Raw genomic sequence first — 24,354 nt, 5'->3', positions numbered from 1 at the left:
CTCAGCAGCCGGGCCCGTTGAGGCAGGGGGCCGTGGACTGGATGTACTTGTAGCACTCCTGGGGAACGACCGCGCGCAGGTTGGTGCGCGCCTGGTTCTTCGCCTCGGTGCAGGCGTCGTGGGAGCACCCAGGGGCTCGCCCCGTGCGACACACCCCGCGATGCTGCGCGGGGCAATCCGGAGCGTTGTTCGCCACGCAGGCCTCGCCCTCCTGCCACTTGTCGGCCTTCGCCAGCGCCTCCGCCTGGCTCCTGTCGGCCGGCGGCGCCTCCGCCGCCTTGCTTCCCGACGCGGTGGGCTCCGAGGGACAACCGCTGACACCCACGGCCAGGGCAACAAGTCCCGTGGCGAGCAGCGCGCGCCGAAGCCAGACACCGTGAGACGAACCGCGATGAACAGCCTGGTGAACCGAGTGCATGACAAGTCTCCTGACGTGAGGGAGACGGCGCGACGGCCTTCACGGCGCGCGGGTGCACCGGGCCGGACCACCCGGCCTCCGGAGCCGCGCTCACCGTCCCCGTGCACAGAAGACGTTCCACCCCTCGACACGGTGAATATGACCTCGGGCGTGATTCCCGCGCCGCGCGCGCGACATGTGCGCAGAAGAGGGATGGATGGAATGAATTCGCGGCTGGCGCACTCGGCGGTCGCGGCTTCCACCCCGTCCCACCCGGCGGGCGGTGGGGCATATTGCGAGAATGGAGATTCCCTTCGACAGCTTCAATCGGGAGGAGCGCGCGGCCTGCTCGCACCTCTTTCGACTCCTCCACGAGAGGCTTGCCACCGCGCCCCAGGCGAGCGCGATGGCCCGGGTGCTGGCCGTCCTCCGTGTGCGTGGCCTGGACGTTCCCGGCGAGGCCGCGGGTGCCGTGGTCCTGGCCGAAGTCGCCCTCATCCGGGATGCATACGAGACGTGGAAGGGCAGCGACGTCTCCAGCCGCATGGATGAGCTGGTCGGGCTTGTTGCCGAGGCACGTCCGCACACCCGGTGGTCACAGCTGGCGTCGGTCCTCCGCGACCCGAAGCAGACCCACCCGGCCCAGGTGAGGACGAAGGCAGACCGCCTCTCCATCGGGGTCGGGCCCGAGGGCACCGTCCCGGGGAGTGCGCTGGACGTGCAGAACCGCGCCGTCTACGGCGCGCTCCAGGGGGTGTTCAACGCGAAGCCGGACCTCGCGCTCGTGCTTCCCTCGAAGCTCATCGTCTTCGAGGCAATGCTGACCGAGGCCTTCGACGCCGAGCAGCTCACGCGCACCAGCTTGCTCGCACGGCTGTGGGCCTCGCCTCTTCTCCACGGCTACCTCGGGTACACGTCCCCGCCTCCTGTGTCCGTGGCCAGGCTCGGTGACGAGGAGACGGGTGCCGAGCTCACCTGGCAGGACCTCCATCGCATCGCGACGGAATTCTACCCACCGAATGACCGTACGTGCGTCGCACTGCGCGCGGCCGAGGACCTCCTGGGCGCACGCCGCCGTCCCATCAGGCCCCTCACTGGAGTCGCGATGCCCCCCGCTGGCGAGTCGCCCAGAGGGTCGCATGAGATGAGCATCACCCGGGCGGCGCTGCAGGACGTGAAGGCCCGCGTCGCGGAGCGGCTGCGGTCGGACACGGCCTTCGAGGACGGCAAGGTCGAGGCCCTGGACAGGTGGATGGAGCCACTCCCGCCCACCGCCGAGGAGTGGGCTCGCGAGCTGCGCAAGCGCAACGTGGAGCCCTGGGGCTTCTACGCCGCCGCGTGGCTGCTGCGCGAAGCGGCTCCAGCCCCAGCTCCCACGGAGGTCGTTTCCGGCGACCTGGAGGTGGGGCCCGGCGAGGTCCGTGTCATCCCGGGCGACCTCCGCGTCGAGGGCCACCTGCGCATCGTTGGCACCCTGCTCGTGCTGGGGGATGCCGAAGTCACCGGGCTCGTCCGGGACTGTGACCCGGACTCCCGGGTTGCCATCGCCGGAGGGCTGCGGTGTGGAAGCCTCGTCACGGACGGGGCCTTCTTCGTCGGCGGGGACCTCGTCGCGGAGGACCTCATCCACGGCTTCCGCAATGACAAGTCCTTGATGGTCTCCGGCGGCATCCGCGCGCGACTCTTCCTCGGCGAGGACCATGACATCCGCTTCGGCGGCGACCTCGAGACCGGCTTGGGCTCCGACGAGGACTTCTTCCGGAACGATGAGCTCCTCGCCCGTGTGCGGCTGTGGCTCGTGGACGAGGTCGTCGACGCAAACGGGCTCCGCCGCGACGCGCTCATCGCGTGCCTCCGCGAGGGTCGCTCCATCTTCCGGAGAAAGTAGCCCTGGTGCAAACCCTTCGACGAGCGCCTCCAGGTTCTGCTGGAGGACACTCCCGAGGCTGACGCCGGAGCAGGGCCGCTGCGCCATCGTCCGTCCGGTCGGGTTGTTCGGAGCACGGGCGGATGGCTATCTCGTCCCCTTCGGGGGAACACATGGCCGCTGTCCAATACGTCTTCCTGTCGGACCTGCACTTCGGGGAGCGCAACAGTCTGCTGAGCGACCCCACCAGCAATGGCGCCACGCGGCCGCTCATGGCCAACGATGCGCTGGACGGCCTGGTGGCGTGCTTGCGGGATGTCGCGCGGGCCAATCCTCCCGGCATCAAGCCCTACCTCGTCCTGGTCGGCGACATCTTCGAGCTCGCACTCGCGCCCACCCACGTCGCGCTCGACGGGTTCGACCAGTTCATCAGCCGGCTCTTTCCAGCCGACGGCGAGGCGCTCTTCTCTCCCAATATCGTCTTCATTCCCGGCAACCACGACCACGAGCTGTGGACGGGGACGCGTGACGAGCTCGTCGCCGAGCGGATGATGCGCGTCTCGCCGGATGCGCCGCTCGAAGCCTCGGCCCCGACGACCCTCATCTTCGCCGAGCTCCACCCCGCTCCCGGGGCACTCCCCGAGCAGCAGCCCACCGAGAACGCGCTGCTCACGCGCATGCTGCGTCACCGCCATCCCGCCCACCCCGACTTGCGGGTGGTGCTGGGCTACCCGAACCTGGGCGTCATCCGGCAACAGCGGATGCTGCTCGCCCACCACGGCCACTTCGCCGATGACGTCTACCTGCTGATGACGCCCCTGGCCCGGGCCATCTACTGCGAGACGGACGAGGCACCGACGATTGCCCAGCTGGAGACGGACAACGCCGCGTGGATCGACTTCCTCTGGTCCAGCCTCGGCCGCGAGGGCCGGGTGGGCGCGGGGGTGCGACGCAGCTATGACATGCTCAAGACGGACCCGGGAAAGGTCCTGCTCGCCAGCCGCCTGGCCGGAGCGTTGGTCTCGCTGAAAGGCCGGAAGTTTGGCCGCCGCCTGCGCCAGCGCCTGCTGTTGCCCTTTCTCCTGCGGGCCCTGGACCTCATTGAGGAGAACGACGTGCGCCAGTCGCTCGCGTCCCGGGAACAGGTGGACGAGGGGGTCATCAACTACCTGAAAGGGCCGCTCGCGACGGAGGTGGCTCGGGAGCTGAGCGCCCGCAATCATCCCTTCCCCACCGAGCAAATCTTCACCTACGGACACACCCACCACCCGCTGGCGCAAGAGGTGGAGCTGCCGGAGCTCGGCTCACGCGTGCGCGTGTACAACACCGGCGGCTGGGTCGTGGACACACCCGAAGCGCGTCCGGCCACCGGAGGCGCCATGCTGCTCGTCGATGACACGCTCGACACCGCGCTGGTCCAGCTCTGCGCCCAGACGACAGAGCCCCACCGCTCGCCGGTGATGGTGTTGCGCGCCGGAGACGAAGCCGCCGCGGGCCCGCTGATGGCGCACGTGCGCGCCCTGGTGGACCGGCCGGAGGGCCCCTGGCGTGCGGCGGCCGCCGCCTGTGGCAACGCCATCCTCCGGCGGCGTGCCGAGCTGTCGGCGAACCTGCTGCACGAAGTGCGAGAGCTTCCCCTGACGGAGCGGCTCGCCCTGGGCTCCGAGTACCTCTACAAGCTCTTCCTCAAGCGAGAGCGCCGGGTCCGGCACCAGCTGAAGCTGCATCTCCTCACGCAAGGGCAGCGCGAACCGACGCGGTCACTTCCCGCCTCGGACTCGCGGCCGGACGTGTCTTCCCCGCACTGACGCCCCGGGTGACACGCGCTCGGAGGAGCTGAGGAGGTCTGGGGTCGCTCGCTCACTGGGGCCGGTCCTCCCCAGGAGGCGCAGCGAGGGCCCCGACCGCTGCTCGACCGGCAATGAGTGTCTATCCCGCCTGGGGTCATCATCGTACCGCTGAGGGGACGACGATGCGTCGACGCGATGAGTCCAGCCTGGGGTTCCGGGATGACTCCGACTTCGGAGATTCCTTCCTGCTTGAGGTCATCGGGTCCGCTCCGCTCCTGCCAGGTCCCCAACCAGGAGATCGGCTCGGGGGGAAGGATGGCAGGCGGTTCGAGATCATCGGGCAGCTTGGCAGGGGGGGCATGGGACTCGTCGTCCGTGCCCGGGACCACGTGCTGCAACGCATCGTGGCGCTCAAGTTCCTCTCCGCGGGCCAGTCGCTGACGCAGGAGTCGATGGACAGGCTGCTCCAGAAAGAAGCCCGGCTGGTTGCCCAGCTCGACCACGAGAACATCGTCCGGATTTTCGATGTCTCGGAATGGAAGGGCTCTCCCTTCCTCATCATGGAGTGTCTGGAGGGACAGTCACTCAGCGCGCTGCTGGAGCACGGCGCGTTGGAGCTGCAGCGGGCCCTGGGAATCCTGGGCGACGTCGTGGCCGGGCTGGCGCATGCCCATGCGCACCACATCATCCACCGCGACCTGAAGCCGAGCAACGTGTTCATCCTCCCGGACGGGCGGGTGAAGCTGCTCGACTTCGGACTGGCCCGGTTCGACTCCTCGCCCGAAATGGCCAGTGGGGGGACGCCTGCCTTCATGGCTCCCGAGCAATGGCGGGGAGAGCCGCAGGACCTGCGCACGGACACCTGGGCCGCCGGGCTGCTGCTGTACAAGATGCTCACGGGGGAGCTGCCCTATGCCGCCGACAAGCTCCACGTGCTCCGCGAGCGGGTCCTCTCGCCCGGGCCCGTCCCGCCGGTGCGCAGCCGTCGCTCGGACCTGCCTGACCCGGTGAGCTGGTTCCTCGCACGGGCACTGGCCAAGAATCCGGCCCGTCGCTTCCAGAGCGCGCTCGAGATGCGCGAGCAACTGAGGATGCTGGAGTGGACCCTGTTCCCCTCTTCGGGGGCGTCGCCCCCGCGCTTCATTCCCCACCGGCGGCAGGTAACGCTGGTGTGTTGCCGACTCTCGGCGTGCCTCGAGTCCTTCGACTCCGAGGACCTCGGCGACCTGCAGGCGGCCTTCCAGCAGGCCTGCTCACGCGTCATCGAGCGGCACGGGGGGTGGGTGGCGCTGCGCATGGGAGACGAGGTGCTGGGCTGCTTCGGCTATCCGCTCGCCCGCGAGGATGACGTCCTGTGCGCGCTGCGTGCCGCACTCGGGCTGGCGAAGGTGGCGAGCGAGCTGCCACAAGCGGAGCAGACCGAGCTCGCGGTGCACGTGGGCGTGCATACGGACATGGTGGTGCTGGACGCGCTCGACCCAGCCGGGGGGAAGGGACACGCTCCTTCCATCCAGGGCGAGGCGCCCCGCCTGGCGACCTGGCTGGCCAGACAGGCGGCGCCCAACACCGCCAGCCTCAGCGACAACACCTTGCAGGGGGCGCGTGGGAGCTTCGTGGCAGAGCCGCTGGGCCAGCAGGTCTTCGCCTCCTCGCTGGGCGCGCTGCGGGTGGGCATCCACCGGCTGCTGAACGAGCGGCCGGAGACCACCCGCTTCGGGCGGACGCTGTCCCGGGGCCTCACCCCGCTGGTGGGCAGGGTCGATGAGCTGCGCCAGCTCCTCGCCCGGTGGGAGCGCGCCCGCCAGGGGCACGGAGCGGTGGTCCTGCTCAGCGGCGAAGCAGGCATTGGCAAGTCCCGGCTCATCCAGGAGCTGTGCCAGCACGCCGTCCATGAAGGGGCGCGCTGCATCTCCAGCCAGTGCTGGCCCCAGCTCAGCCGCAGCGCCTTCCATCCGGTGCTCGAGTGGATGGCACCCCTGCTCGAGCTGGGCCCGGCGGACTCGCCAGCCGCGAGGAAGTGGGCTCGCCTGGAGGAGCTATCGAAAGTCCTGGAGCTGCCGCATCCGGAGGGACTGCTCCTGCTCGGGCAACTCCTGGACCTCCCCCCACGCGGGGACCTGCCGCCCCTCCTGATGTCTCCCGACCAGCAGCGGGAGCACACCCTGGAGACCCTGGCCACCTTCCTGTTGCGGTTGCCCGCACGACTTCCGGGAGGGGGCCAGCCGGGCTCCCTGCTGCTCGTCCTGGAGGACCTGCACTGGGCCGACCCTTCCACCCTGCGGCTGCTCACGCTGCTGCAGGAGCGCATCGAGCTGTCGGGGGTGCTCCTGCTGTTGAGCACACGGCCCGAGCCGCGGTTCTCCTGTCGGCGGCATCCCGGCTTCCAGCGGCTCGCGCTGGAGCGACTCTCGGAGGAGGACACCGCCGAGCTGGTGCGGCGGCTCACCCAGGACCGGCCCAGCCTGCCAGGGGAGACGCTCAAGCTCCTGGTGCGGCAGACGGAGGGCATTCCCCTCTTCGTCGAGGAGATGACCCGCATGGTGCTGACCCGGGCAGTGCCCGGCGCCGAGATGTCTGGGATTGGCCCCCTGCCCGTCACCCTGCAGGAGCTGCTCCTGGCCCGGTTGGATCCGCTCCCCCAGGAGCAGAAGGAGCTGGTCTGGACGGGGGCCGTGATTGGCCGCAGCTTCACGCGGCGGCAGCTGGCGGCCGTGGTGGAGCGCGATGGCGCCTCCCTATGCCGGGAGCTCGAGGAGCTGGTCGACGAGGGACTGCTCCTGCACAAGGTGGATGGCACGGAGCCCTGCTACGAGTTCAGGCATGCCCTCATCCAGGAAGAGGCCTACGAGTCCCTGCAGAAGCCCCGCAGGCGGCAGTACCACCATCGGGTCGCCTTCCTCCTGGAGCACCCCGGGGAGGGCGTCAGCCCCGCTCCGCCCGAGCTCATCGCCCACCACTACACCCAGGCGGGAGAGTCGAAGCCGGCCATCCAGTACTGGGCCCAGGCCGGGGAGTTGGCCCTGCGGCGCTCGGCGTTCGACGAGTCCGCGGCCCATCTGGAGCAGGCGCTCGCGCTGTTCAGGCGCCTGCCCCGGGCGGCCCAGCGGGTAGAGGAGGAGCTGCGGCTGCTGGTGCTGCTCGGTCAGGCCCTCATCTCCGCGCGGAGCTACGCGGCGCCCGAGGTGGCTCAGCTGTACGCGCGCATCCCGGAGCTCTTCCAGGACGTGCGGGACACGCCCATCCTCGTGGCCGCGTGCAGGAGCCTGTTCGTCAAGAACATGATGCGCTTGAACTTCCCGGTGGCGCTCAAGCTCTCGGAGCAGATTGTCTCCCTGGGCCAGCGGGACCAGGTGCCTCAGCTCCTGGTCGTGGGCCGGTTGATGGGGGGGATGAGCCAGCTGCTGCAAGGAGAGGTGGTGGAGGCCGAGGCGCTGTTCCACGAGGCCGTGGCCCAGGGCGCCTCGGAAGCGGAGCTGATGCCGCAGGCGCTCGGGGTGCTCGAGTCCGAGCCGCTGGCGATGGCCCAGGCCTACGAGGCCATCACCTGCGCCATCCGTTGCGAGCGGGAGCGGAGCCTGCGGCTCATCGACGGGGCTCTCCAGCGTGCCGAGCGGCTGGGCCACCCCTACACGTTGCTGCTGACGTACCAGGCGGCCGCCCAGATGCACTGGGTCCGGTTCGATGTGCACCGGCTGCTGGAGGCCATCGACAAGGCCCTCTTCATCTTCGAGCAGGGGCAGTTCCCGACCTGGGAGGGCTGGGCACCCGCGCTACGCGGGTGGGCACTCATCCGGCTCGGCCGCCAGGAGGAGGGCTATGGCCTGTTGCTGCGAGACCTCGAGCGCATCCGGCAGGCGGGCGCGGAGTCCGGCGGAACCTATTTCTTCTGCCTGCTGGCGGATGCGCGCCTGCGGCTGGGGCTGATTCCCGAGGGGCTGGACGCGGTGGCGGAGGGACTGGCCTGGGGAGAGAGGACGGGAGAGCACCTGGAGGATCCCGAGCTGCACCGGCTCCAGGGGGAATTGCTGCTGCGCCAGGGCGAAGCGGCCCGGGCGCTGTGGGAATTCCACGAGGCGATACGGATTGGCCGGCGGTCCGGGGCGCGGTGCATCGAGATTCGGGCCACCCTGAGCCTGTGCCATCTGCTGCGGGAGCAGGGGAGGAGCCGGGAGACGCAACGGTTGCTGTTGGAGCTGCTCGAGCCACTGCCGCCGGGCCTTGACTCTTCCGAGCTTCGGGTTGCCAGGGTCCTGCTGGGCAGGCTTCAGGATGCACACGCCGAGGAAGAGGCGGTCGACTAGGTCCTCTCCGCTGCCCCTGGGAGGTCAGTCACATCCACTCGGGGGTGGCTCCGTCTTTACTGAAACCGCCCTGAGGTGTGTGCCGCGGTTCCGGTGCGCGGCCTCGGGCGCTTGAGTCCCTTCCCTTGGGGCTCAGGTTCCCCCAATTGGAGCCAGGCATGCCTCCCGACGACACGCGGCACGGCAATGGATTCTCATTCGAGCATCCCCAGACGGAGGAGGAGCTCATCCAGCTCGTCAGGAAGGCCCGGGTCGAGGGCGCCCAGCTCCGGGTGCGTGGCTCGGCGCACGGCGTGCCCGGGAGCATCTATTCCGACGCGGGTGGATACCACATCAACGTGCAGCTCGACCGGTACACCGAGATTCTCGAGTGGGACGAAGTCGAAGCGGGCAGGCGGATGCGCGTCACCGTCCAGGCGGGCTGCCACATGGGGGTGGATCCGCAGGACCCTCTGTCGAACAAGGAGAACAGCCTCGTGTGGCAGCTCGACACGCGCGGCTGGGCCTTGCCGGACCTTGGAGGAATCACCCACCAGACGGTGGCCGGCTTCCTCTCCACGGGTTCGAGGGGTGGCACCCTCCAGCACGACCTGGGCGCGGCCGTCGTCGGCATCCGCCTCATCGATGGGACCGGCCAGGTGCACGACCTGGCCCCCAAGCCGGATGACCCCGAGGACGAGAAGCACAATCCGTTCTACGCCGCGGGGGTCTCCATGGGACTGCTGGGCATCGTGTCCACCGTCACGCTCGAGTGCGGGCCTCGTTACGACGTCCAGGGCCTCCATTCCACCATGCCCACCCAGAAGTGCCCCGCGAACCTGTTCAGGGACGGCAAGGCCGGGCTGGAGGGGTTCTTCCAGGACAAGAAGAACCAATACACCCGGCTGTTCTGGTGGCCGCAACAGGGTGTCGACATGGTGGAGCTCTGGGCGGCGAAGCGCTCCGGAGCCAGCTACAAGCAGGCGTCCACCCTCCGCAGGCGCATCAAGCACTGGTGCCGGGTCTCGGGACCGCGCACCTTGCAGCGACTGAGTACCCGGCGCTTCGCGCGCAGGCCCTTCGTCGGGGTTCCGAGAATCGTCCAGAGGCTCGTCATCCGCCCGTTCTTCACCTACCTCGCGACGGAGGATCCGCTGCCCTACAACGCAGAGACCCGGGACCTGGTGAGTGACGCCCTGGGCCTCTTCCTGGGCGGGCGCAGGAAGAAGAAGCAGCAGGGAAAGCCATTCCGGGACGTCTGGTACAAGGCGCTGCCTCTGGACGACAACATCTCGGACGAGAATGTGCCAACGGAGTTCACCGAGCTGTTCATCGACATCGCCGATACCGGCAGGGTGATGAGGCTCATGAGCCAGTTCTTCTGCCCCCACCCCCAGGACGGCAAGGGCACGAGCGCGGCGGAGGGCATGACGCGGACCGGCCCGTACGCCTTTGAAGTCTACCCGGGTCACAAGAGTCGCTTCTGGCTGAGCCCCAGCCATGGGCGGCACTCCGTCAGGCTGGACGTGTTCTGGTTCCGCCCGGGCGCGAAAGACGGGAGGAGCTTCGAAGCGGACCGGGAGCGTTTCTTCGAGCAGTTCTGGGAGCTGATGAGGAAGAAGAACATCAACTTCCGCGTGCACTGGGGCAAGCACCTGCCCAAGGCGGACTCGCCGGCCGGTGCGGACTACCTCCGCCTGCAATACCCCATGTGGCGGAAGTTCATGGAGGTCCGGCGGGAGATGGATCCGGATGGCATCTTCCTGAACACGTATTGGAAGGAGCACCTCGGCCTGGGGGTTCGCGTGCGGGCGCTCCTGCCCGCGTCGACTCATGCCTTGTCGTCCGCTACCCCGCCCGCGCAGCTGGAATCGCGGCCGGCACGGTGCCCTTTCTTGATTTCACTCCTCAGCCTGTTCTTCCGCCTCCGCCGCCTGTACTTCCGCTTGAGGAATGGCGGAGCCCACCAGGAGACCTCGGGGCATGCCCCGCATGTAGAACGGGCGAAGCCCGTGGCTCGAGTGCAGGGCCCTCGCAGGGCGGCCGCCTGAGGCTCAGACGGTGCGCCGGATGAGCTGGTAGATGCGCACCTCGTTGTCGGAGATGGCCGTGAGCTGCGCATTGGGGAGCCGCGAGCCATCCGGCAGCTCGCAGCTCTCTATCCATGCGCCCGTGTCGATGAGCGCGAAGAAGCCATTGCTGCTTTCGTCAACCGCGATGCGCGCATGGTGGGTGTGCCCGATGACGGCGTAGTGCATGTTGAACTGGAGGTCCCGGTTGAGGCGCTGGCACAGGTCCTTCGCCGGGCCGAGAAACTTGTGGCTGGTCAGGTTGAACCGCTCGGGGACGTTGACCTGGTGGGGTTGGAGCGCCGCGACAGCCCCGAGCCGCGCGGTCCCGGCGATTCCCTCCGTGAGATTCAGCTCCCTGTTTTCCGTATGGACGAGCGCGAGCATTTCCTCCAGGTGGCGCTCCTCCGGCTCCCGCAAAGGGGAGATGTAGAAGACGACCAGGCTCTGGAAGGCGTCGGGAAACTGCTCCTGCCAGTCGAAGATGTCTCCGTGCAGTGCCAGCCCCGCCGCGCTGGCGCTCGCGGGGGCCAGGAAGAAGCGGCGCTTGCTCATCCTGTTGAACCGCTCGTGGCGGAAGAGCTCGAAGTCGTGGTTGCCCAGCAGGAAGCGGGCCCCGAGCCGCCCGGAGCCGAACTCCGACATCAGGGCCGGGTGGCTGTCGGTGATGCGGGCGGCCGCGTCGAAGCCCGGGGTCAGGAAGGGAGTCTCCCTCCAGATGTCGAGGAAGTCGCCCATCTGGAAGACGCCAATCCTCCTCGCGCGTGCCTTCTCCACCGACCGCAACTCGCCGAGGGCTGCGAGGGCCGAGGTGAGCATTCCTAGCTCGTTGGTCCCGTACTTGTAGCGCGGGCGGACCTCATTGCTGACGAGGTGCAGGTCGGGGATGAAGAGGTGGAGGTCCGTGGTGCTGTTGAACCCCAGGCGCGGGTCCCGCAGGGAGGCGACGAGCCGGACGTCGGCCACCGAGCCGAGCGCGGACAGCACTGCGTCGTGGAGGCTCATCGTAGGACCTCTTGCGGCTCGTCGGGCTTGCGCATCGCCGGGAACACGGTGAGCCGCGACAGCTTGCCCTCGGGCCCGCGCTCGAAGAGCCACCAGAAGCGGCCGTCGCTCAGGGCGTATGGAGGGTTGAGCGGGGAAGGCCTCTCCTGCCTTGCGTCAATCACGTCCCGGAGAGGCTTGCTGGAGAAGAACTGGCGATAGGGGCCGGAGCCCATGTCCTCCCGGTTGATGTCCTCCTGGTCGAGGTTCTCCGGGGAGGACAGCAGCTCGAGCAGCGGCCCGTAGTGCTGGTCCGCCTCGGGAAGCTGGGGTGGCTCCTCCATCAGGTCCCGGTCTCCGCCCGCGCGGAGGAAGGCGAGCAGGTGCTCGCGCCCCTGTGGGTCCAGGGGCAGGGTCACCGTGTCGCTGCGCAGCACCTCCTCGCGAACGGCGACGAAAGGGAAGGGCGCGCGACAGCACCCCGTGGCGCCCACCAGCAGTGCCGAGAGAGACAGGAGCCCGACGATGCGTGCCGACAACCCCATGCTTCACCTCCGCTCCACGCGCCGCGTAGCGCGTCAGGCGACCGGGGCAGCATCACCCTCGTGAGCGAAGAGCGCACCTGCCTCCCGGACGGGGGGAACACTCCATCTGGCAACAGATGGGCTGCATGGCTCTCGGGCGCCCCGGAGCGGGGGCTCTCCGGCGGAGCAGTCCATCGAGCCGCTTCGTCGCCTGGTACAACTGAGAAGAAAGAACCCCGTGGCACCAGCAAGGTGCCACGGGGTCTTCTTCTGGTGCGGCCCGGCGCCCAGGTGCTTCACCCGCCGCTTGTCGGAGCGTTGTGCCGCTCCAGGGCGCCTCGTTTCACTTCAAGGGCAGGGCCAGATAGGACGGGCTGCTCGACGATGAGGAGAACTTCACCGTGGAGAGGAACGGCGCCTTGTCTGCGTAGAGCGGATCGACGGTGTCGATGACGAGCGAGAGGCGATGACCGCTGGGAACGTCATAGGCCGTCGCCGGGAAGTCGACCTCCACGGTCCGGGGCTGGCCAGCCACGGCATCCCGGAGGGTGACGGCGACGTGCGAGACGAGGCTTCCCGTCCCACCCCAGTCCGTGTCGTAGAGGTAGGCGATGACCGTCGTCTGGCCGGAGTTGCTCGGTGTGACGGTCAGGCGCAGGCGCGCCGCCCCGCGCACGCGCTGCGGACTCGACAGCCAGTCCGACTGCCAGACGCCCGCGTTGTCCCGGTCCACTGCCGGAATCCACGCCGTGGGCGGCTCACCCGTGATGGCCTCCGCGCCGTTCGTCAGCAGCGCCAGGCCGCCGTTGGCGACGGTGTCATCGCCCGCGATGATTGTTGCGTTCCAGCCCGCCTGCGAGCCCGCCGCGAGCTCGCCCTCCCGGCTCCACCAGTGCACATCGCTCAGGTTGTAGCGTGCGCTGCTGGTCGAGACAGTGCCCCACGACGGGTACGACTCATAGGAACCCTGGCCCCGGAGCTGGAGCTGGACCGGGTTCTCCGAGGCGATGCCCGTGTTGATGCCACGCAGGTACTGGTCGAACCAGCGACGCGTGCTCGTCCAGGCATCATTGGGCAAGCCGAGGATGCCGGTCAGCTCGGGGATGGCGTGGTCTCCCGGGCGCAGCTCCAGCCGCTTGGGCACGGACAGCCGGTTGAAGAAGTCGGTGAGCTGATTCGGCCCGAAGAAGCTGTCGCCGTAGGCGTTGGCCATGAGGATGGCGGGACGGTTCGCGTTGATGCGCTCCAGGTACGTCGCGGCGCTGCGCACCTGGGCGTAGGCGACGACGCTGGCCACGTCCTCATTGGCGAAGAAGTTCGAGAGGGCTTGCTGCAGCTCCGGCGAGGGCCGGCCCGTCAACTGCGCTGAGAGTGCCAGCAGTGCCGCGCTCTGCAGGTGGCGCGTCTGGTTTCCGAACAGCGAGAAGGGGAGGTCCGTCCAGCAGCTCATCGCGGCCACGGAGCGGATGCGCGAATCGAAGGCCGAGCCAATCAGCGCCAGGCCCGCGCCATAGGAGACGCCCGCCGCACCGATGCGAGTCGGCTCCGAAGGGGTATTGGCGAGCGTCCAGTTGATGACTTCGGTCAGGTCGCCGATGTCCTTGGGCCCCGCCGTGTCGATGGTGCCCCCCGACGCGTAGAAGCCGCGAGGCGTGTAGGAGACCACCACGTACCCGGCGTCGGCGAACTTCTGCGCCTGCACGAAGTACTCCAGGTTGGGCAGTGCCCAGCTGGTGATGAAGATGATGGCCGGGTACCGCCCCGGCGCATCCGGCGTGAAGACGGCGCTCTTGAGCGTCACTCCATCACGCGTGGCGATGTCGACGATACGCAGGGATGAGGCCGCGGACGCGGGGGTGGTGATGGCGCACAGCAATAGAACCGCGGATACGGCGAATGCACGAAGCCAGGACATGCACTCCTCCTATGGGTGGGACGGGGGACTGGGCACTGCACGGATGGATTGCTTCGAAGCTGCCGGGCCAGGAGCCCGAGCACGCGCTGGGGACACAGTGGGCCTGCCAAGATGACGCCTTGCCGCAACAGCTCTTCGCAGTCGCGGCCCCGCCCTTCATCGCCGAGCTGCGCCGGTCACGGTGGCTGCTTCATGCCATCGAGCTCCACCAGCTCATCTCGAACCTACGGTACCGAAAGTTACGGAGTCGTAGATTGATTGTCAAACCGGGATTCCATGATATTTCGCGTTGATGTCCTGGCTCATTCGGGGCCAGGCGCCCCTCGGCCGCGAATCGGCCGCCCGAACGGGGCAGCAACTACGTTTGCGTAGGTAGCGGAAGGAGTCCTGGAGCCGTTCATGAGGGCTGAGCCACGGGACGTACGGGCGAAGGGCAGCGCGGGGGCGGGCGGGTGTACTAGGGTGTTCTGCGATGACCAGCCGTGCTCAACGCCTCCCTGCCTCTGCCCGCCGAGCCCAGCTCATCGACGTCGGGCGCTCCGTCTTTGCTCGACGCGGCTACGAGGGGACTTCCGTCGAGGAGCTCGCCGAAGTCGCGAAGGTCTCCAAGCCCGTCATCTACGAGCACTTCGGCGGCAAGGAGGGCCTCTATGCCGTCATCGTGGATCGCGAGATGGAGTACGTGGTCAGGCGCATCGCCGAGGCCATCGCGGTGGGCACCGCCCGCCAACGCGTCGAACAGGGAGCCATCGCATTCCTGATGTACGTCAAGGACCACCCTGATGGCTTTGCCGTTCTTGCTCACGACACACCCGTGACTTCTGCTCGCGGTGGGATGTCGTCACTCCTCAACGATGTGGCCGAGCGCGTCGGTCACATCTTCCTCACCTCGTTCAAGTCCGCGGGCTACGACCCCAAGGTGGCGCCAATCTATGCGCACGCCCTGGTGGGCATGGTCACCTTCGTTGGCCAGTGGTGGACGGGCGTGCGCAAGCCGCCCGTCGAGGAGGTTGCCGCGCACATCACCTCCCTGGTCTGGATGGGGCTGCGCCACCTTCCCAAGCGCCCTGAAATCTCCTCGAAGCGGCGGAAATGAAGCATCAGGGGTGTCTCGGCCCACGCTTGTAATGGCCTGACCCGTGAAGGCTCACGGGCTGGGCAGAGGCGAGTCTCATGAGCGCTTCGCGAGCTCGCCTGGCGTCACCAGCGCACGCGCCAGGGATGGAGCCCGCGCTGCCGGCCGAAGCCGCCCAGGCTCTCATGCCTGGCACCCAGGAGCTTCAAGCGCGTGGCCAGAGTAGAGTCGCTTTTGTACTCAGCGTACAGGAGCCACCATGAAGCTGATTTCGAGCAGTGCCATCGTGACGGGCGCGGGACAGGGCATCGGACTGGGAATCGCCTCCCGCCTCATGCGGGACGGAGCCAACGTCCTCCTCTTCGGGCGGACCGCGGAGAAGGTCGAGGCGGCCGCCACGGAGCTCAACCGGGCGATGGAGGGGCGCGCTCGGGCCGTGCCCTTCGCGGGAGACGTGGTCCGCTCAGAGGACGTAGCGCGAGCCATCGAGGTTGCCACGCGTGAGTTCGGTCTCCCGGGCATCCTGGTGAACAACGCCGGGTCGGCCACCCTCCGCCCGCTCCTCGAGTTGCCAGCGGAGGAGTTCGACCAGATTCTGGCCATCAACCTCAAGGGACCATTCCTGTTCACCCAGGCGCTCGCGAAGGCACTCGTCGCCGCGAAGCAGCCGGGCTCCATCGTCAACATCTCCTCGTTGAACCAGACGGCCGTGACGGACGGGCTTGCCCACTACTGCGCCTCCAAGGCGGGGCTCGCGAACTTCTCGAAGGTCGCTGCTTCGGAGCTGGGGCGGTATGGCATCCGGGTGAATGTCGTGGCTCCGGGAGCCATCCGTACGCCCCTGGCCGAGGGGGCAGGGCTCATGAAGGGAGCCATGGGGCGGGAGTTCCTCGCCCACACGCCGCTGGGGAAGCCGTGCGGCGAACCCGAGGACGTGGCGAAGGTGGTGTCGTTCCTCTGCAGCGACCTCGCGTCATGGATTACCGGTGACACCCTCGCCGTCGACGGTGGCAATCACATTCGCGGGTTGCACAGCTACGCGGACACGCTGGGCCTCACCCGCCCCGTGGAAGGCTGAGCCGGCGGCCAGGCGCCCTGCTGCCGTGCCGTCCGGCGTAGCAGGGCGAACAGAGGAGGCACGACTCGCCGCGATTTCGTCAGTAGTCCCAGCGGTACACTTCCAATTCCTTCACGTCGTACCGGTTCGCGCCACTCATGCTCGGGCCGAAGTACTGGTACGTCTGGTCCGACGAGAAGGAGTGGACGTGCGTGCCACCGCCCGCGCTCGTGCGGGTAGCGAGTGTCACCCAGGAACTCATTCCTGGCGTCCAGCCCATCAGCGTGTAAGCCGGGGGCGCGTAGCTGCCCCACTTCACGACAACGCGGCGCACGGCCTCCGTCCTGCCCAGGTTGACGTTGAGCCACACCGTGTCCGCGGTGCTGGCGTGGTACGCCGAGCGCCATGCGCTGCGATAGTTCTCCAGGTGGTACGCCCCATTGCCGTCCACGGCGGAGTCGGGCGCGCTGATGCCCACGTTCTCCGAGTCGCTCGCGGTGGCCACCTTGCCGAAGGCAAGGTTGGGGTTGGAGTCCAGGTCGAGCGAGCTGCCCAGGTCGTTCACCACTTCGAAGTCGACGATGAGGTTCGCGGTCTCCGGTCGCGCCTCTATCGACACGGCGAGGAGCCGCGTGTCCGCAGTGCGCTCCGGAGAAGGAAGGCACAGCCGGAGCTGCCCGGCGCGGGCAGCTCCGTGCGAGGCGGGACAGTGAGGCTCGGCCTCAGGCTCCGCTCAGAAGACGCACATGAAGTTGGGTCCGCAGTAGCCCTGCAGGCCGTCGCAGACGCAGTTCCAGTCGCCGCCGCACCGGTAGCCCGTACAGGTCGGGCCTGGGTTCCCGCCACCGCCTCCACCGCCCCCGGGCGGGTACGTGTACTGGCAGTAGAAGTTGACGCAGACCGCGGTCTCCGCGGTGGGACACATGTCCTCGCACATCCAATCCGCCCCACAGCGAGCGGCCTCACACGTGAGCAGTGACGCCTCCGGGGTGGACTCCTCGCGGGAGACTGCCTCGGTGGGAGCCTCGGCCATCGCGGCCGTGGCGAACGTGAGCAACAGGGCGACACCCCATGAATGATGAATGCGACGCGAAGACATGCTGGGACTCCTCTTGGTGATTGCTCAGGCCCATTTCAGGCCCGTACGGGGAGTGTGAGACTAACACCAACACGGGCCGCGCCGTGGCGGTCTCGGTGAACAGCCTCACGAAGAGCAGCGACGCGGTGTCCTGGGCGGTTTGCAGCCTTCCGCGCCACAGTTCCGCCCGGGCTGTCGCCGAGGCGGTCTCAATCCCTGTCGCGCCGTCGCTCCAATCTCAGTTGCACAGTTGTTTCGTGCAGAAACATGATTTCATGGGACACATGGATACTGCTGCAATGCACTGGGAGTGAACTGGAGCCAAGGCCCATGGTGGGCGGGGCTTCCGGTTCCGGAGTCCCCCGCCATGCTCCCTCAGCCTCCCGGGAGCTTGCCCTCGGCGAACCGCTGGACACCCGGGCCGCGGCGTCAGTCCAGCAGGTTCGCCAGGCCCGCGTACGTGTTGGTGCCGGGGATGCCGTCAATCGGCCCCGTGTAGCCGCCCCGGCTCGCCAGGGACTGGAGCACCTTGTAGGTGTTCGTTCCGGGGACTCCGTCGATGGGGCCCGTGTACCCGGCGCCGCTCAGGAATGTCTGGAGGCCCCGCCACGAATTCACGCCCAGGGCTCCATCGGTGGGGCCCATGTACCCGCCCAGGCGCGCCACCCGCTGGAGCGCCGCGTACGAGTTCGTGCCCATGACGCCATCAATGGGACCCGTGTATCCAAACCCCCGCAGCACGGTCTGCACGCCCTTCCAGGAGTTGGTGCCCATGGCTCCGTCGATGGGGCCCGTGTAGCCGCCCTTCGCGGCGAAGCGCTGGAGCGCCGCGTACGAGTTCGTGCCCATGACGCCATCCACGGGCCCCGAGTAGCCATAGCCGCCGAGGACCTGCTGGATGCCCTTCCAGGTGTTCGTGCCGGGGACGCCGTCCACCGCGCCGGTGTACCCGCCCGCACGGGCAATCCGTTGCAGCGTCACCCCCTGGGCATTGGTGACGGGCGGCACGGGGCCGGAGGACCCGTCCAGGTACGCCTGGATGCCGTTGTACGTATTGGTGCCGGGGATGCCGTCAATGGGGCCCGTGTAGCCACCGTCCTGGGCCAGGAGCTGCAACCCCTTGTAGGTGTTGATGCCCGGGACGCCGTCGGCGGGGCCGTCGTAGTACCCCAGCCCGCTCAGGACCTTCTGGACTCCAATCCAGGTGTTGGCTCCCGGGACGCCGTCGATGGGGCCGGTATAGCCGCCCCGGCGCGCCAGGTTCTGCAGGATGGTTCCCTGCTGGACGGTGATGACGGGGTCTCCTCCGCCTCCTCCGCCAGAGCTCCCTCCGGGGATGGCCGTCGGTGGAGGGGGCGTCGCGCCCGACGGGGGCTGGGCCAGTCCGGCGAACGCGGACAGCTTCGCGACATTCAGGTCGAGGGGAATCCCGTTCTGGTTGCCGGACGACGTGTACTGGTGGATCTCCCACGTCGGATAGGCCGTCCCGAGGGTCGGGTTGCCCGGCGTGCCCGTGTAGTGGGCAATCCAGAGCTTCGAGCCCACGGCCTGCGTCTGCGGCCAGGTGTTGGCCCTGAGCAGACTCGAGTAGGTGTACAGGAACGGTGCCTTCCCCAGGCGCGTCTTGACCGCTTGCATGAAGCTCGCGCTCATGGAGTCGTTCCAGAAGATGCCGTCGTCGATGGCCTCGTTGTCGAGCACCAGCAGGTCGCCCGGTCGATGGTCATACAGGTGGTCCATGAAGTACTGGGCGTCACCGGCGGGGTTGTACGAGCCAGCCACCCAGTAGTGCCCCACGATGAGCCCGGCCGCGCGCGCCCGGGCGACCTGCCGGGTGTAGTACGGCGCGACGTAGAGGGGTGAGACATTGGATCCGCCGGCTTTGACAATCGCGAACTGGTAGCCGGCGCTTCGGATGGCGTTGAAGTCCAGGTCCCGCTGCGTCGTACCGACATCAATTCCATACACACCGCTCATCCCCGACGGGGGAGGCGTCCCGGGGTCCTGGGCCAGCCAGGTGTTGAGGCCCGCATACGTGTACTGCCCCGGGAAGCCATCCACGGGGCCCGTGTACCCGCCGAGCTGGGCGAGCCTCTGGACTCCCTTCCAGGTGTTCTCACCCGGAAGGCCGTCGATGGGGCCGGAGTAGAAGCCCTTGCCCGCGAGGACCGTCTGGACGCCCTTCCACGTGTTGACCCCGGGCACGCCGTCCACCGGGCCCGTGTAGCCTCCTCGCTGGGCCACGCGCTGGAGGAGCTTCCCCTCCTCGATGCTGACCTGGATTCCCCCGGAGCCTCCACCGCTGCCGGTGCCTCCGCCGCTGCTGGTGCCGAGCACGTTCCGGATGAGCGGCGCGGGGTCGCTGACATTCTCGCCAAACGCGCAGCGGTCCGTGGAGCCTCGGGTCATGTGGAGGTGCGGCCCGGTCCACGCCGAGCCATGGTCATCTCCGTGGCCCGCCACGTAGGCGATGATGTCGCCCTGCTGGACGTAGTCGCCCACCGCGAAGCGCGTCCGGATGACGTGGTCGTACGCGGAGAAGTCACCAGGCGCGGACTCCACCGCGATGGTGTGTCCCACGATGGAGGAGTACTGGACGCGTCGGACGATGCCCGAGCGGAGCGCGGGAATCGCCTGGCCGGCGCTCGCGTAGATGTCGAGCCCCCGGTGGCCCGCGGGGCCGTAGTAGGGGCCGGTGACTCCGAAGCGGGTCCCCCAACGTGACTCCGCGTAGAAGGACTGCACGTTGGCCGGCGCGAGGGCCTGGTCTTCCTGGGCAACAGGGGCAGGGCTCCCGGTGCCCTCCGTGTCCAGGCCGCCGCAGGCGGTCAGCACCACCAGCCCCAACAGCACCATCATGGTGTTCGCGGTGAGCCTCTGGACCAGGCTCCCTGGACGGAATCTGCGGTTCATGCGGCGCTCCTGGGGGGATGGAATCATAGGGTTACGATACCTTCTCGGAATCCCGCTTGCGCTCGGATTGATGCGGAAACTAGCGCCTCGGCTTCGCGGTCTTCCCTTCGATGAACACAGTCAAGCCATCGAGCACCCGAGCCAGCCCGAAAGCGAAGGCCCCCTCGGGGTCGTGCGCTCCGTAGGTCTCGCCCGTGGTCTTCCCGACGCGCGCCAGCACGGGGTAGGGCGTGTAGTCGAGCGTTTCGAGGAACGGCGCGACGCGGTACCACCACTCCTCGTCTGTCATTCCAGTCACATCCCTGACCATCTTCTCTCGCGCCGCGTTGCGCACCGCGCCGTGGACGTAGTCGAGGACCAGCGTGATGACCCGGTCCATTTCGAGGTCGGTGAGCCCCAGGCCTTCGATAGCGCTCAGCGCGACATCGGCCGAATGAAAAGTGTTCGGGCCCAGCGCCGGCCTGTGCGTCGCAAGCTGAATCACCCATGGGTGGGCCAGATAGAAGTTGCGATAGTCGGTCGCCACCCGGGTCAGATTGGCTCGCCATCGGGTGGGCTCGAAGACGGGCCTGTCCTTCAGGAGCTCACCCGACACGGCATCCATCATCAGGTCGAGCAGCTCCGCCTTGCCGGGGATGTGCGTGTAGAACGACATGGGAGAGATTCCGACAGCGTCCGCGACCCGGCGAGTGCTGACGGCTTCGAGCCCTTCGGCATCGGCAATGGCGATGGCCGCGGACACCAGGTCCTCGACATGGGCCTTCGCCTTCGGGCCTCGCCGCGGCGCCTCTGTCCTTCCCCACAGCAACTGCAGTGATTTCAACGGGTCGCCCCGTCCGGAAATCTCGTCGCTCAATCCGTACCCCGCAATAACTATTTACAGTGTACGGGGTTGTTGTGCTAAACCTCGTACGCCGTACGAAGTTACGGCGCGACTGAAAAGATGTCGAGCGTTTTGAGGAGAAGGAAGCAATGTACGGTTCCATCAAGATTCGCGGGGCGCGCGAGAACAACCTCAAGAACGTCTCGCTCGACATCCCCAAGCGGAAGATCACCGTCTTCACCGGAGTCTCGGGCTCGGGCAAGTCGTCCCTCGTCTTCGGCACCATCGCCGCGGAGAGCCAGCGGCTCATCAACGAGACGTATCCGGCCTTCGTGCAGCAGTTCATGCCGCACTACGGCCAGCCGGATGCGGAGAGCCTGGAGAACCTCTCCGCGGCCATCATCGTCGACCAGCAGCGGCTGGGCGGAAATTCGCGCTCTACCGTCGCCACCGTCACGGATGCGGCGCAGATGCTCCGCGTGGTGTTCTCGCGTCTGGCCGAGCCCCACCTGGGCAGCCCGGGGTTGTACTCCTACAACGACCCGCGCGGCCTCTGCCCGGAGTGCGAGGGTATTGGCCAGGTCGCGTCCATGGACATGGACGCCGTCATCGACACCTCCAAGTCCCTCAACGAGGGCGCCATCCTGCCCAAGGACTACGCGGTCGATACCTGGTACTGGGCCATCTACGCGAGGTCCGGCTACTTCGACCTCGACAAGAAGTTGTCCAGGTACTCGAAGGAGGAGCTGGACAAGCTCCTCCACCTGGACGACGGCCGGAAGATCAAGGTCGACAAGATAAACCTCACCTACGAGGGCCTTGTCCCCAAGTTGCGCAGGACGCTGGGCGCCAAGGACCCGGAGACCGTCCAGCCGCATGTCCGCGCCGAATACGAGCGCATCTTCACCCGGGCAACCTGTCCTTCCTGCCAGGGCGGGCGGCTCAACCAGGCCGCGCTTGGCAGCCGCATCCAGGGAAAGAGCATCGCCGAGTGTTCCGCGATGCAGGTCTCGGACCTCGCCGCGTTCGTCCGCAAGCTCGCCGCTCCCTCCGTGGGACCGATGCTGGAGGCCCTGGCCCACCGGCTCGACAACCTGGTGACGATTGGGCTGGGCTACCTCAGCCTCGACCGCGAGAGCTCGACCCTGTCGGGCGGAGAGAGCCAGCGCGTCAAGATGGTGCGGCACCTGGGCTCCAGCCTCACCGACGTGACGTACATCTTCGACGAGCCCAGCGTGGGGCTCCACCCGCACGACGTCGGCCGGCTCGCGGGCCTGATGCAGCAGCTCCGCGACAAGGGCAACACCGTGCTCATCGTCGAGCACAAGCCGGACATGATTGCCATCGCCGACCACGTGGTCGACATGGGGCCGAAGGCCGGCAGCGGGGGCGGACAGGTCGTCTTCGAGGGCACGTACGAGGGCTTGCTGACCTCGGGCACGCTCACGGGCAACCACATGAAGAAGCACCAGCCCATCAAGACCACGCCACGCAAGCCCACGGGGCAGCTCCAGCTCGAGCGCGCCCGCCTCAACAACCTCCAGAACCTCTCCGTCTCGATTCCACGTGGGGTGCTCACCGTCGTGACGGGCGTCGCGGGCTCGGGGAAGTCGTCGCTGATTCAGGGCTGCCTTCCCAGGGCGTACCCGGAGACCATCATCATCGACCAGAACCTGGCTCGTGGCTCGCGCCGCTCCAACACCGCCACGTACACCGGCATCCTGGACAACGTCCGCAAGGCCTTCGCCAAGGCGAACAAGGTGGACGCCGCGCTGTTCTCCGCCAACTCGAAGGGCGCCTGCCCGGACTGCAGCGGGCTCGGCGTCATCTACACGGACCTGGCGCACCTGGACCCGATGGTGACCGTCTGTGAGACCTGCGACGGCAAGCGGTTCACCGACGAGGTGCTGGCCCACACGCTGCGCGGCAGGTCCATCAGCGACGTCTACCGGATGTCCATCACCGAAGCCGTGGCCTTCTTCACCGAACCGGCCATCGCCAGGATTCTCCAGGGGCTGGAGGACGTCGGGCTTGGCTACCTCACGCTGGGGCAGCCGCTGTCGACGCTCTCGGGCGGCGAGCGCCAGCGCCTGAAGCTCGCCGCCGAGCTGGGCCGCTCGGGCAACATCTACGTGCTCGACGAGCCCACCACGGGCCTGCACATGAACGACGTGGACACGCTGATTGGTCTGTTCGACAGGCTGGTGGATGCCGGGTCGACCGTCATCGTCATCGAGCACAACCTCGACGTCATCTCCCGCGCGGACTGGGTCATCGACCTGGGACCCGGCGCCGGCCATGAGGGCGGCCGTGTGGTCTTCGAAGGGCTTCCCGGGCAGCTCGCCTCACACAAGGGCTCGCTGACCGGCAGGCACATGGCCGCCCGGTCGCAATGACTCGGAACAAACCCGCCCGCGACGTGCCAGGCGCGGGCCTTGCTCACCCCTCCAGGCCGTCCAGGATGCGGCCCAGGGGCGTGGGCTCGCCGCGCAGCTTCTGGAAGAAGTTGCGGTTGTCCGAGCCCGCGTCGTAGTTGCCGAGGTTGGCGTCGTTCTGGTTCCCGTTGGGGCGCATGCCCGAGTAGTCCTGACGCAGCGGCAGCCCGTGCTCCGTGCGGAGCTTGTTCTCGCTGGGCGCCCAGCCCGCGGGCGTGTGCGGCGTGGGACGCAGGCCCACCGTCTCGAACTCCTCCGTCAGCCGGAGGCGCGTCTCGAGCGTGTCCTTCATGTTGGCCTTGTGCTCGGGGAAGCGCTGGAACACGTCTGCGTTGTCGTGCTTGCTGACGGCCAGGGGGCTCACCTGGAGGCCGTTGGCCGCGCGCCAGGCGTGGACGGACTCGTGGCCCAGGCTGTTGAAGCGCGGCCCCGCGGCCTGCTCGTTGTACTTGATGTCGCTGGGCCGGCCCGCGCCAGGCTGGCCGTCGTAGCGGTACGCCGGGCGCAGAGAGGAGTAGGTGCCCTCGTGGCGGGGCGCGTGTGCCATCGGCATGAGCGCGTCGTTCCGGCCCGAGGAGATGTCAGCCACCGTCACCGGCTTGTTCAGGGTGCCCGACACGCCGGGGTTCACCGCCTGCGTGCGGCCGTTGAGCTCCGTCATCAGCCGGTGGCCCTCGGGCTTGCTCATCAGCTTGTGCGTGGAGTTGCGCACGTCCGACGTGAAGTCCGCGAAGTCCGCGCCCGACTGGCCGCTGTCACGGCGCGTCCGGATGCCCTGCAGGTCCGGGTGCGTCACGCCGTAGTCCGTCGGCTTGAGCTGGTTCTTTCCCGCCTGGAGCTCGCCGGGCGACGGCCGCGGGGCGCTGGGCTTCGGGGCGCTGGTCGCGTCCGGCTTCGCTGACGCGCCAGGGCTCGGAGGACGCGAGGCGGACGGCGTGGAGGGGGAGGACTTGGGAAGGGAGAAGGACGGCTTCGAGCGGAGCTTCATGGGGAGCCTCTGGGGTCTGAGGTAGGCGACGTTCCGACACCAGAGCATCTCCCGTGCCGGCCGAACCGCGTCGGGCCTCGCGCACGGACCCCCGTGATTTCAGGGGGTTCCACGGGCCTCTGGGAGGGCTCCAGGCCAGGGCGCCTGGTAACTCCGCCT

Annotated in this window: 16 protein-coding genes; 7 read left to right on the top strand and 9 right to left on the bottom strand. The window is 68.1% G+C overall.

The genetic code is table 11. The features are described 5' to 3' along the window. Window position 1: 1 nt before the first annotated feature. Entirely contained in the window at window positions 2-418 is a 417-nt protein-coding gene (locus G4D85_RS35880; RefSeq protein ID WP_164018597.1) for a hypothetical protein, read from the bottom strand. Window positions 419-698: 280 nt separating this feature from the next. Between G4D85_RS35880 and G4D85_RS35875 the strand changes: the two genes are divergently transcribed. The 4 genes from G4D85_RS35875 (at window position 699) to G4D85_RS35860 (ending at window position 10,385) form a co-directional block, all read left to right on the top strand. Then, window positions 699-2,285 carry a hypothetical protein gene (locus G4D85_RS35875; RefSeq protein ID WP_164018596.1) on the top strand — a complete coding sequence of 529 codons (1,587 nt, stop codon included), beginning with the start codon at window positions 699-701 and terminating at the stop codon, window positions 2,283-2,285. A 152-nt stretch (window positions 2,286-2,437) separates the two neighbouring features. After that, window positions 2,438-4,072: a metallophosphoesterase gene (locus tag G4D85_RS35870; protein ID WP_164018595.1), complete on the top strand. Its 1,635-nt coding sequence runs from the start codon at window positions 2,438-2,440 to the stop codon at window positions 4,070-4,072. Window positions 4,073-4,185: 113 nt separating this feature from the next. Continuing rightward, window positions 4,186-8,355, top strand: coding sequence for a protein kinase domain-containing protein (locus G4D85_RS35865; RefSeq protein WP_338052926.1), 4,170 nt, complete (start codon window positions 4,186-4,188; stop codon window positions 8,353-8,355). Window positions 8,356-8,513: 158 nt separating this feature from the next. Further along, window positions 8,514-10,385, top strand: a complete 1,872-nt coding sequence (locus G4D85_RS35860; RefSeq protein ID WP_164018593.1) for a D-arabinono-1,4-lactone oxidase — start codon at window positions 8,514-8,516, stop codon at window positions 10,383-10,385. A 3-nt stretch (window positions 10,386-10,388) separates the two neighbouring features. Here the strand turns inward: G4D85_RS35860 and G4D85_RS35855 are convergent, their stop codons facing one another. The 3 genes from G4D85_RS35855 to G4D85_RS35845 form a co-directional block, all read right to left on the bottom strand. Continuing rightward, on the bottom strand, window positions 10,389-11,408 hold the full coding sequence (locus G4D85_RS35855) for a hypothetical protein (protein ID WP_164018592.1): 1,020 nt from the start codon (window positions 11,406-11,408) through the stop codon (window positions 10,389-10,391). Then, window positions 11,405-11,932: a hypothetical protein gene (locus tag G4D85_RS35850; RefSeq protein WP_164018591.1), complete on the bottom strand. Its 528-nt coding sequence runs from the start codon at window positions 11,930-11,932 to the stop codon at window positions 11,405-11,407. Before G4D85_RS35850 ends, G4D85_RS35855 begins: the two co-directional genes overlap by 4 nt. A 322-nt stretch (window positions 11,933-12,254) precedes the next feature. Next, window positions 12,255-13,826, bottom strand: coding sequence for a CocE/NonD family hydrolase (locus tag G4D85_RS35845; RefSeq protein ID WP_164018590.1), 1,572 nt, complete (start codon window positions 13,824-13,826; stop codon window positions 12,255-12,257). Between the two features lie 472 nt (window positions 13,827-14,298). Here G4D85_RS35845 and G4D85_RS35840 point away from each other — a divergent pair, with 472 nt between their 5' ends. Together G4D85_RS35840 and G4D85_RS35835 are read left to right on the top strand one after the other, a co-directional pair. Then, a complete protein-coding gene (locus G4D85_RS35840) occupies window positions 14,299-14,922 on the top strand; it encodes a TetR/AcrR family transcriptional regulator (protein ID WP_164018589.1) in 624 nt (207 codons plus the stop codon). Between the two features lie 238 nt (window positions 14,923-15,160). Then, the gene (locus G4D85_RS35835; RefSeq protein WP_164018588.1) at window positions 15,161-15,979 is read left to right on the top strand and encodes an SDR family NAD(P)-dependent oxidoreductase; all 819 of its coding nucleotides are present in this window, start codon (window positions 15,161-15,163) and stop codon (window positions 15,977-15,979) included. Window positions 15,980-16,058: 79 nt separating this feature from the next. Here G4D85_RS35835 and G4D85_RS35830 read toward each other — a convergent pair whose 3' ends face one another. From G4D85_RS35830 to G4D85_RS35815, 4 genes are all read right to left on the bottom strand, one after another. Next, the gene (locus G4D85_RS35830; RefSeq protein ID WP_240359697.1) at window positions 16,059-16,577 is read right to left on the bottom strand and encodes a galactose-binding domain-containing protein; all 519 of its coding nucleotides are present in this window, start codon (window positions 16,575-16,577) and stop codon (window positions 16,059-16,061) included. A 114-nt stretch (window positions 16,578-16,691) separates the two neighbouring features. After that, window positions 16,692-17,057: a hypothetical protein gene (locus G4D85_RS35825; protein ID WP_164018587.1), complete on the bottom strand. Its 366-nt coding sequence runs from the start codon at window positions 17,055-17,057 to the stop codon at window positions 16,692-16,694. Between the two features lie 408 nt (window positions 17,058-17,465). After that, a complete protein-coding gene (locus G4D85_RS35820) occupies window positions 17,466-19,949 on the bottom strand; it encodes a GH25 family lysozyme (protein ID WP_164018586.1) in 2,484 nt (827 codons plus the stop codon). A gap of 79 nt (window positions 19,950-20,028) precedes the next feature. After that, a complete protein-coding gene (locus G4D85_RS35815) occupies window positions 20,029-20,805 on the bottom strand; it encodes a TetR/AcrR family transcriptional regulator (RefSeq protein ID WP_164018585.1) in 777 nt (258 codons plus the stop codon). A 116-nt stretch (window positions 20,806-20,921) separates the two neighbouring features. Between G4D85_RS35815 and G4D85_RS35810 the strand changes: the two genes are divergently transcribed. Continuing rightward, window positions 20,922-23,168, top strand: coding sequence for an ATP-binding cassette domain-containing protein (locus G4D85_RS35810; RefSeq protein ID WP_164018584.1), 2,247 nt, complete (start codon window positions 20,922-20,924; stop codon window positions 23,166-23,168). A 43-nt stretch (window positions 23,169-23,211) separates the two neighbouring features. Here G4D85_RS35810 and G4D85_RS35805 read toward each other — a convergent pair whose 3' ends face one another. After that, the gene (locus G4D85_RS35805; protein WP_164018583.1) at window positions 23,212-24,195 is read right to left on the bottom strand and encodes a M91 family zinc metallopeptidase; all 984 of its coding nucleotides are present in this window, start codon (window positions 24,193-24,195) and stop codon (window positions 23,212-23,214) included. Window positions 24,196-24,354 lie beyond the last annotated feature (159 nt).

The organism is Pyxidicoccus trucidator (assembly GCF_010894435.1).
Lineage (GTDB): Bacteria > Myxococcota > Myxococcia > Myxococcales > Myxococcaceae > Myxococcus > Myxococcus trucidator.
This window is presented reverse-complemented; position numbering and strand designations above follow the sequence as displayed.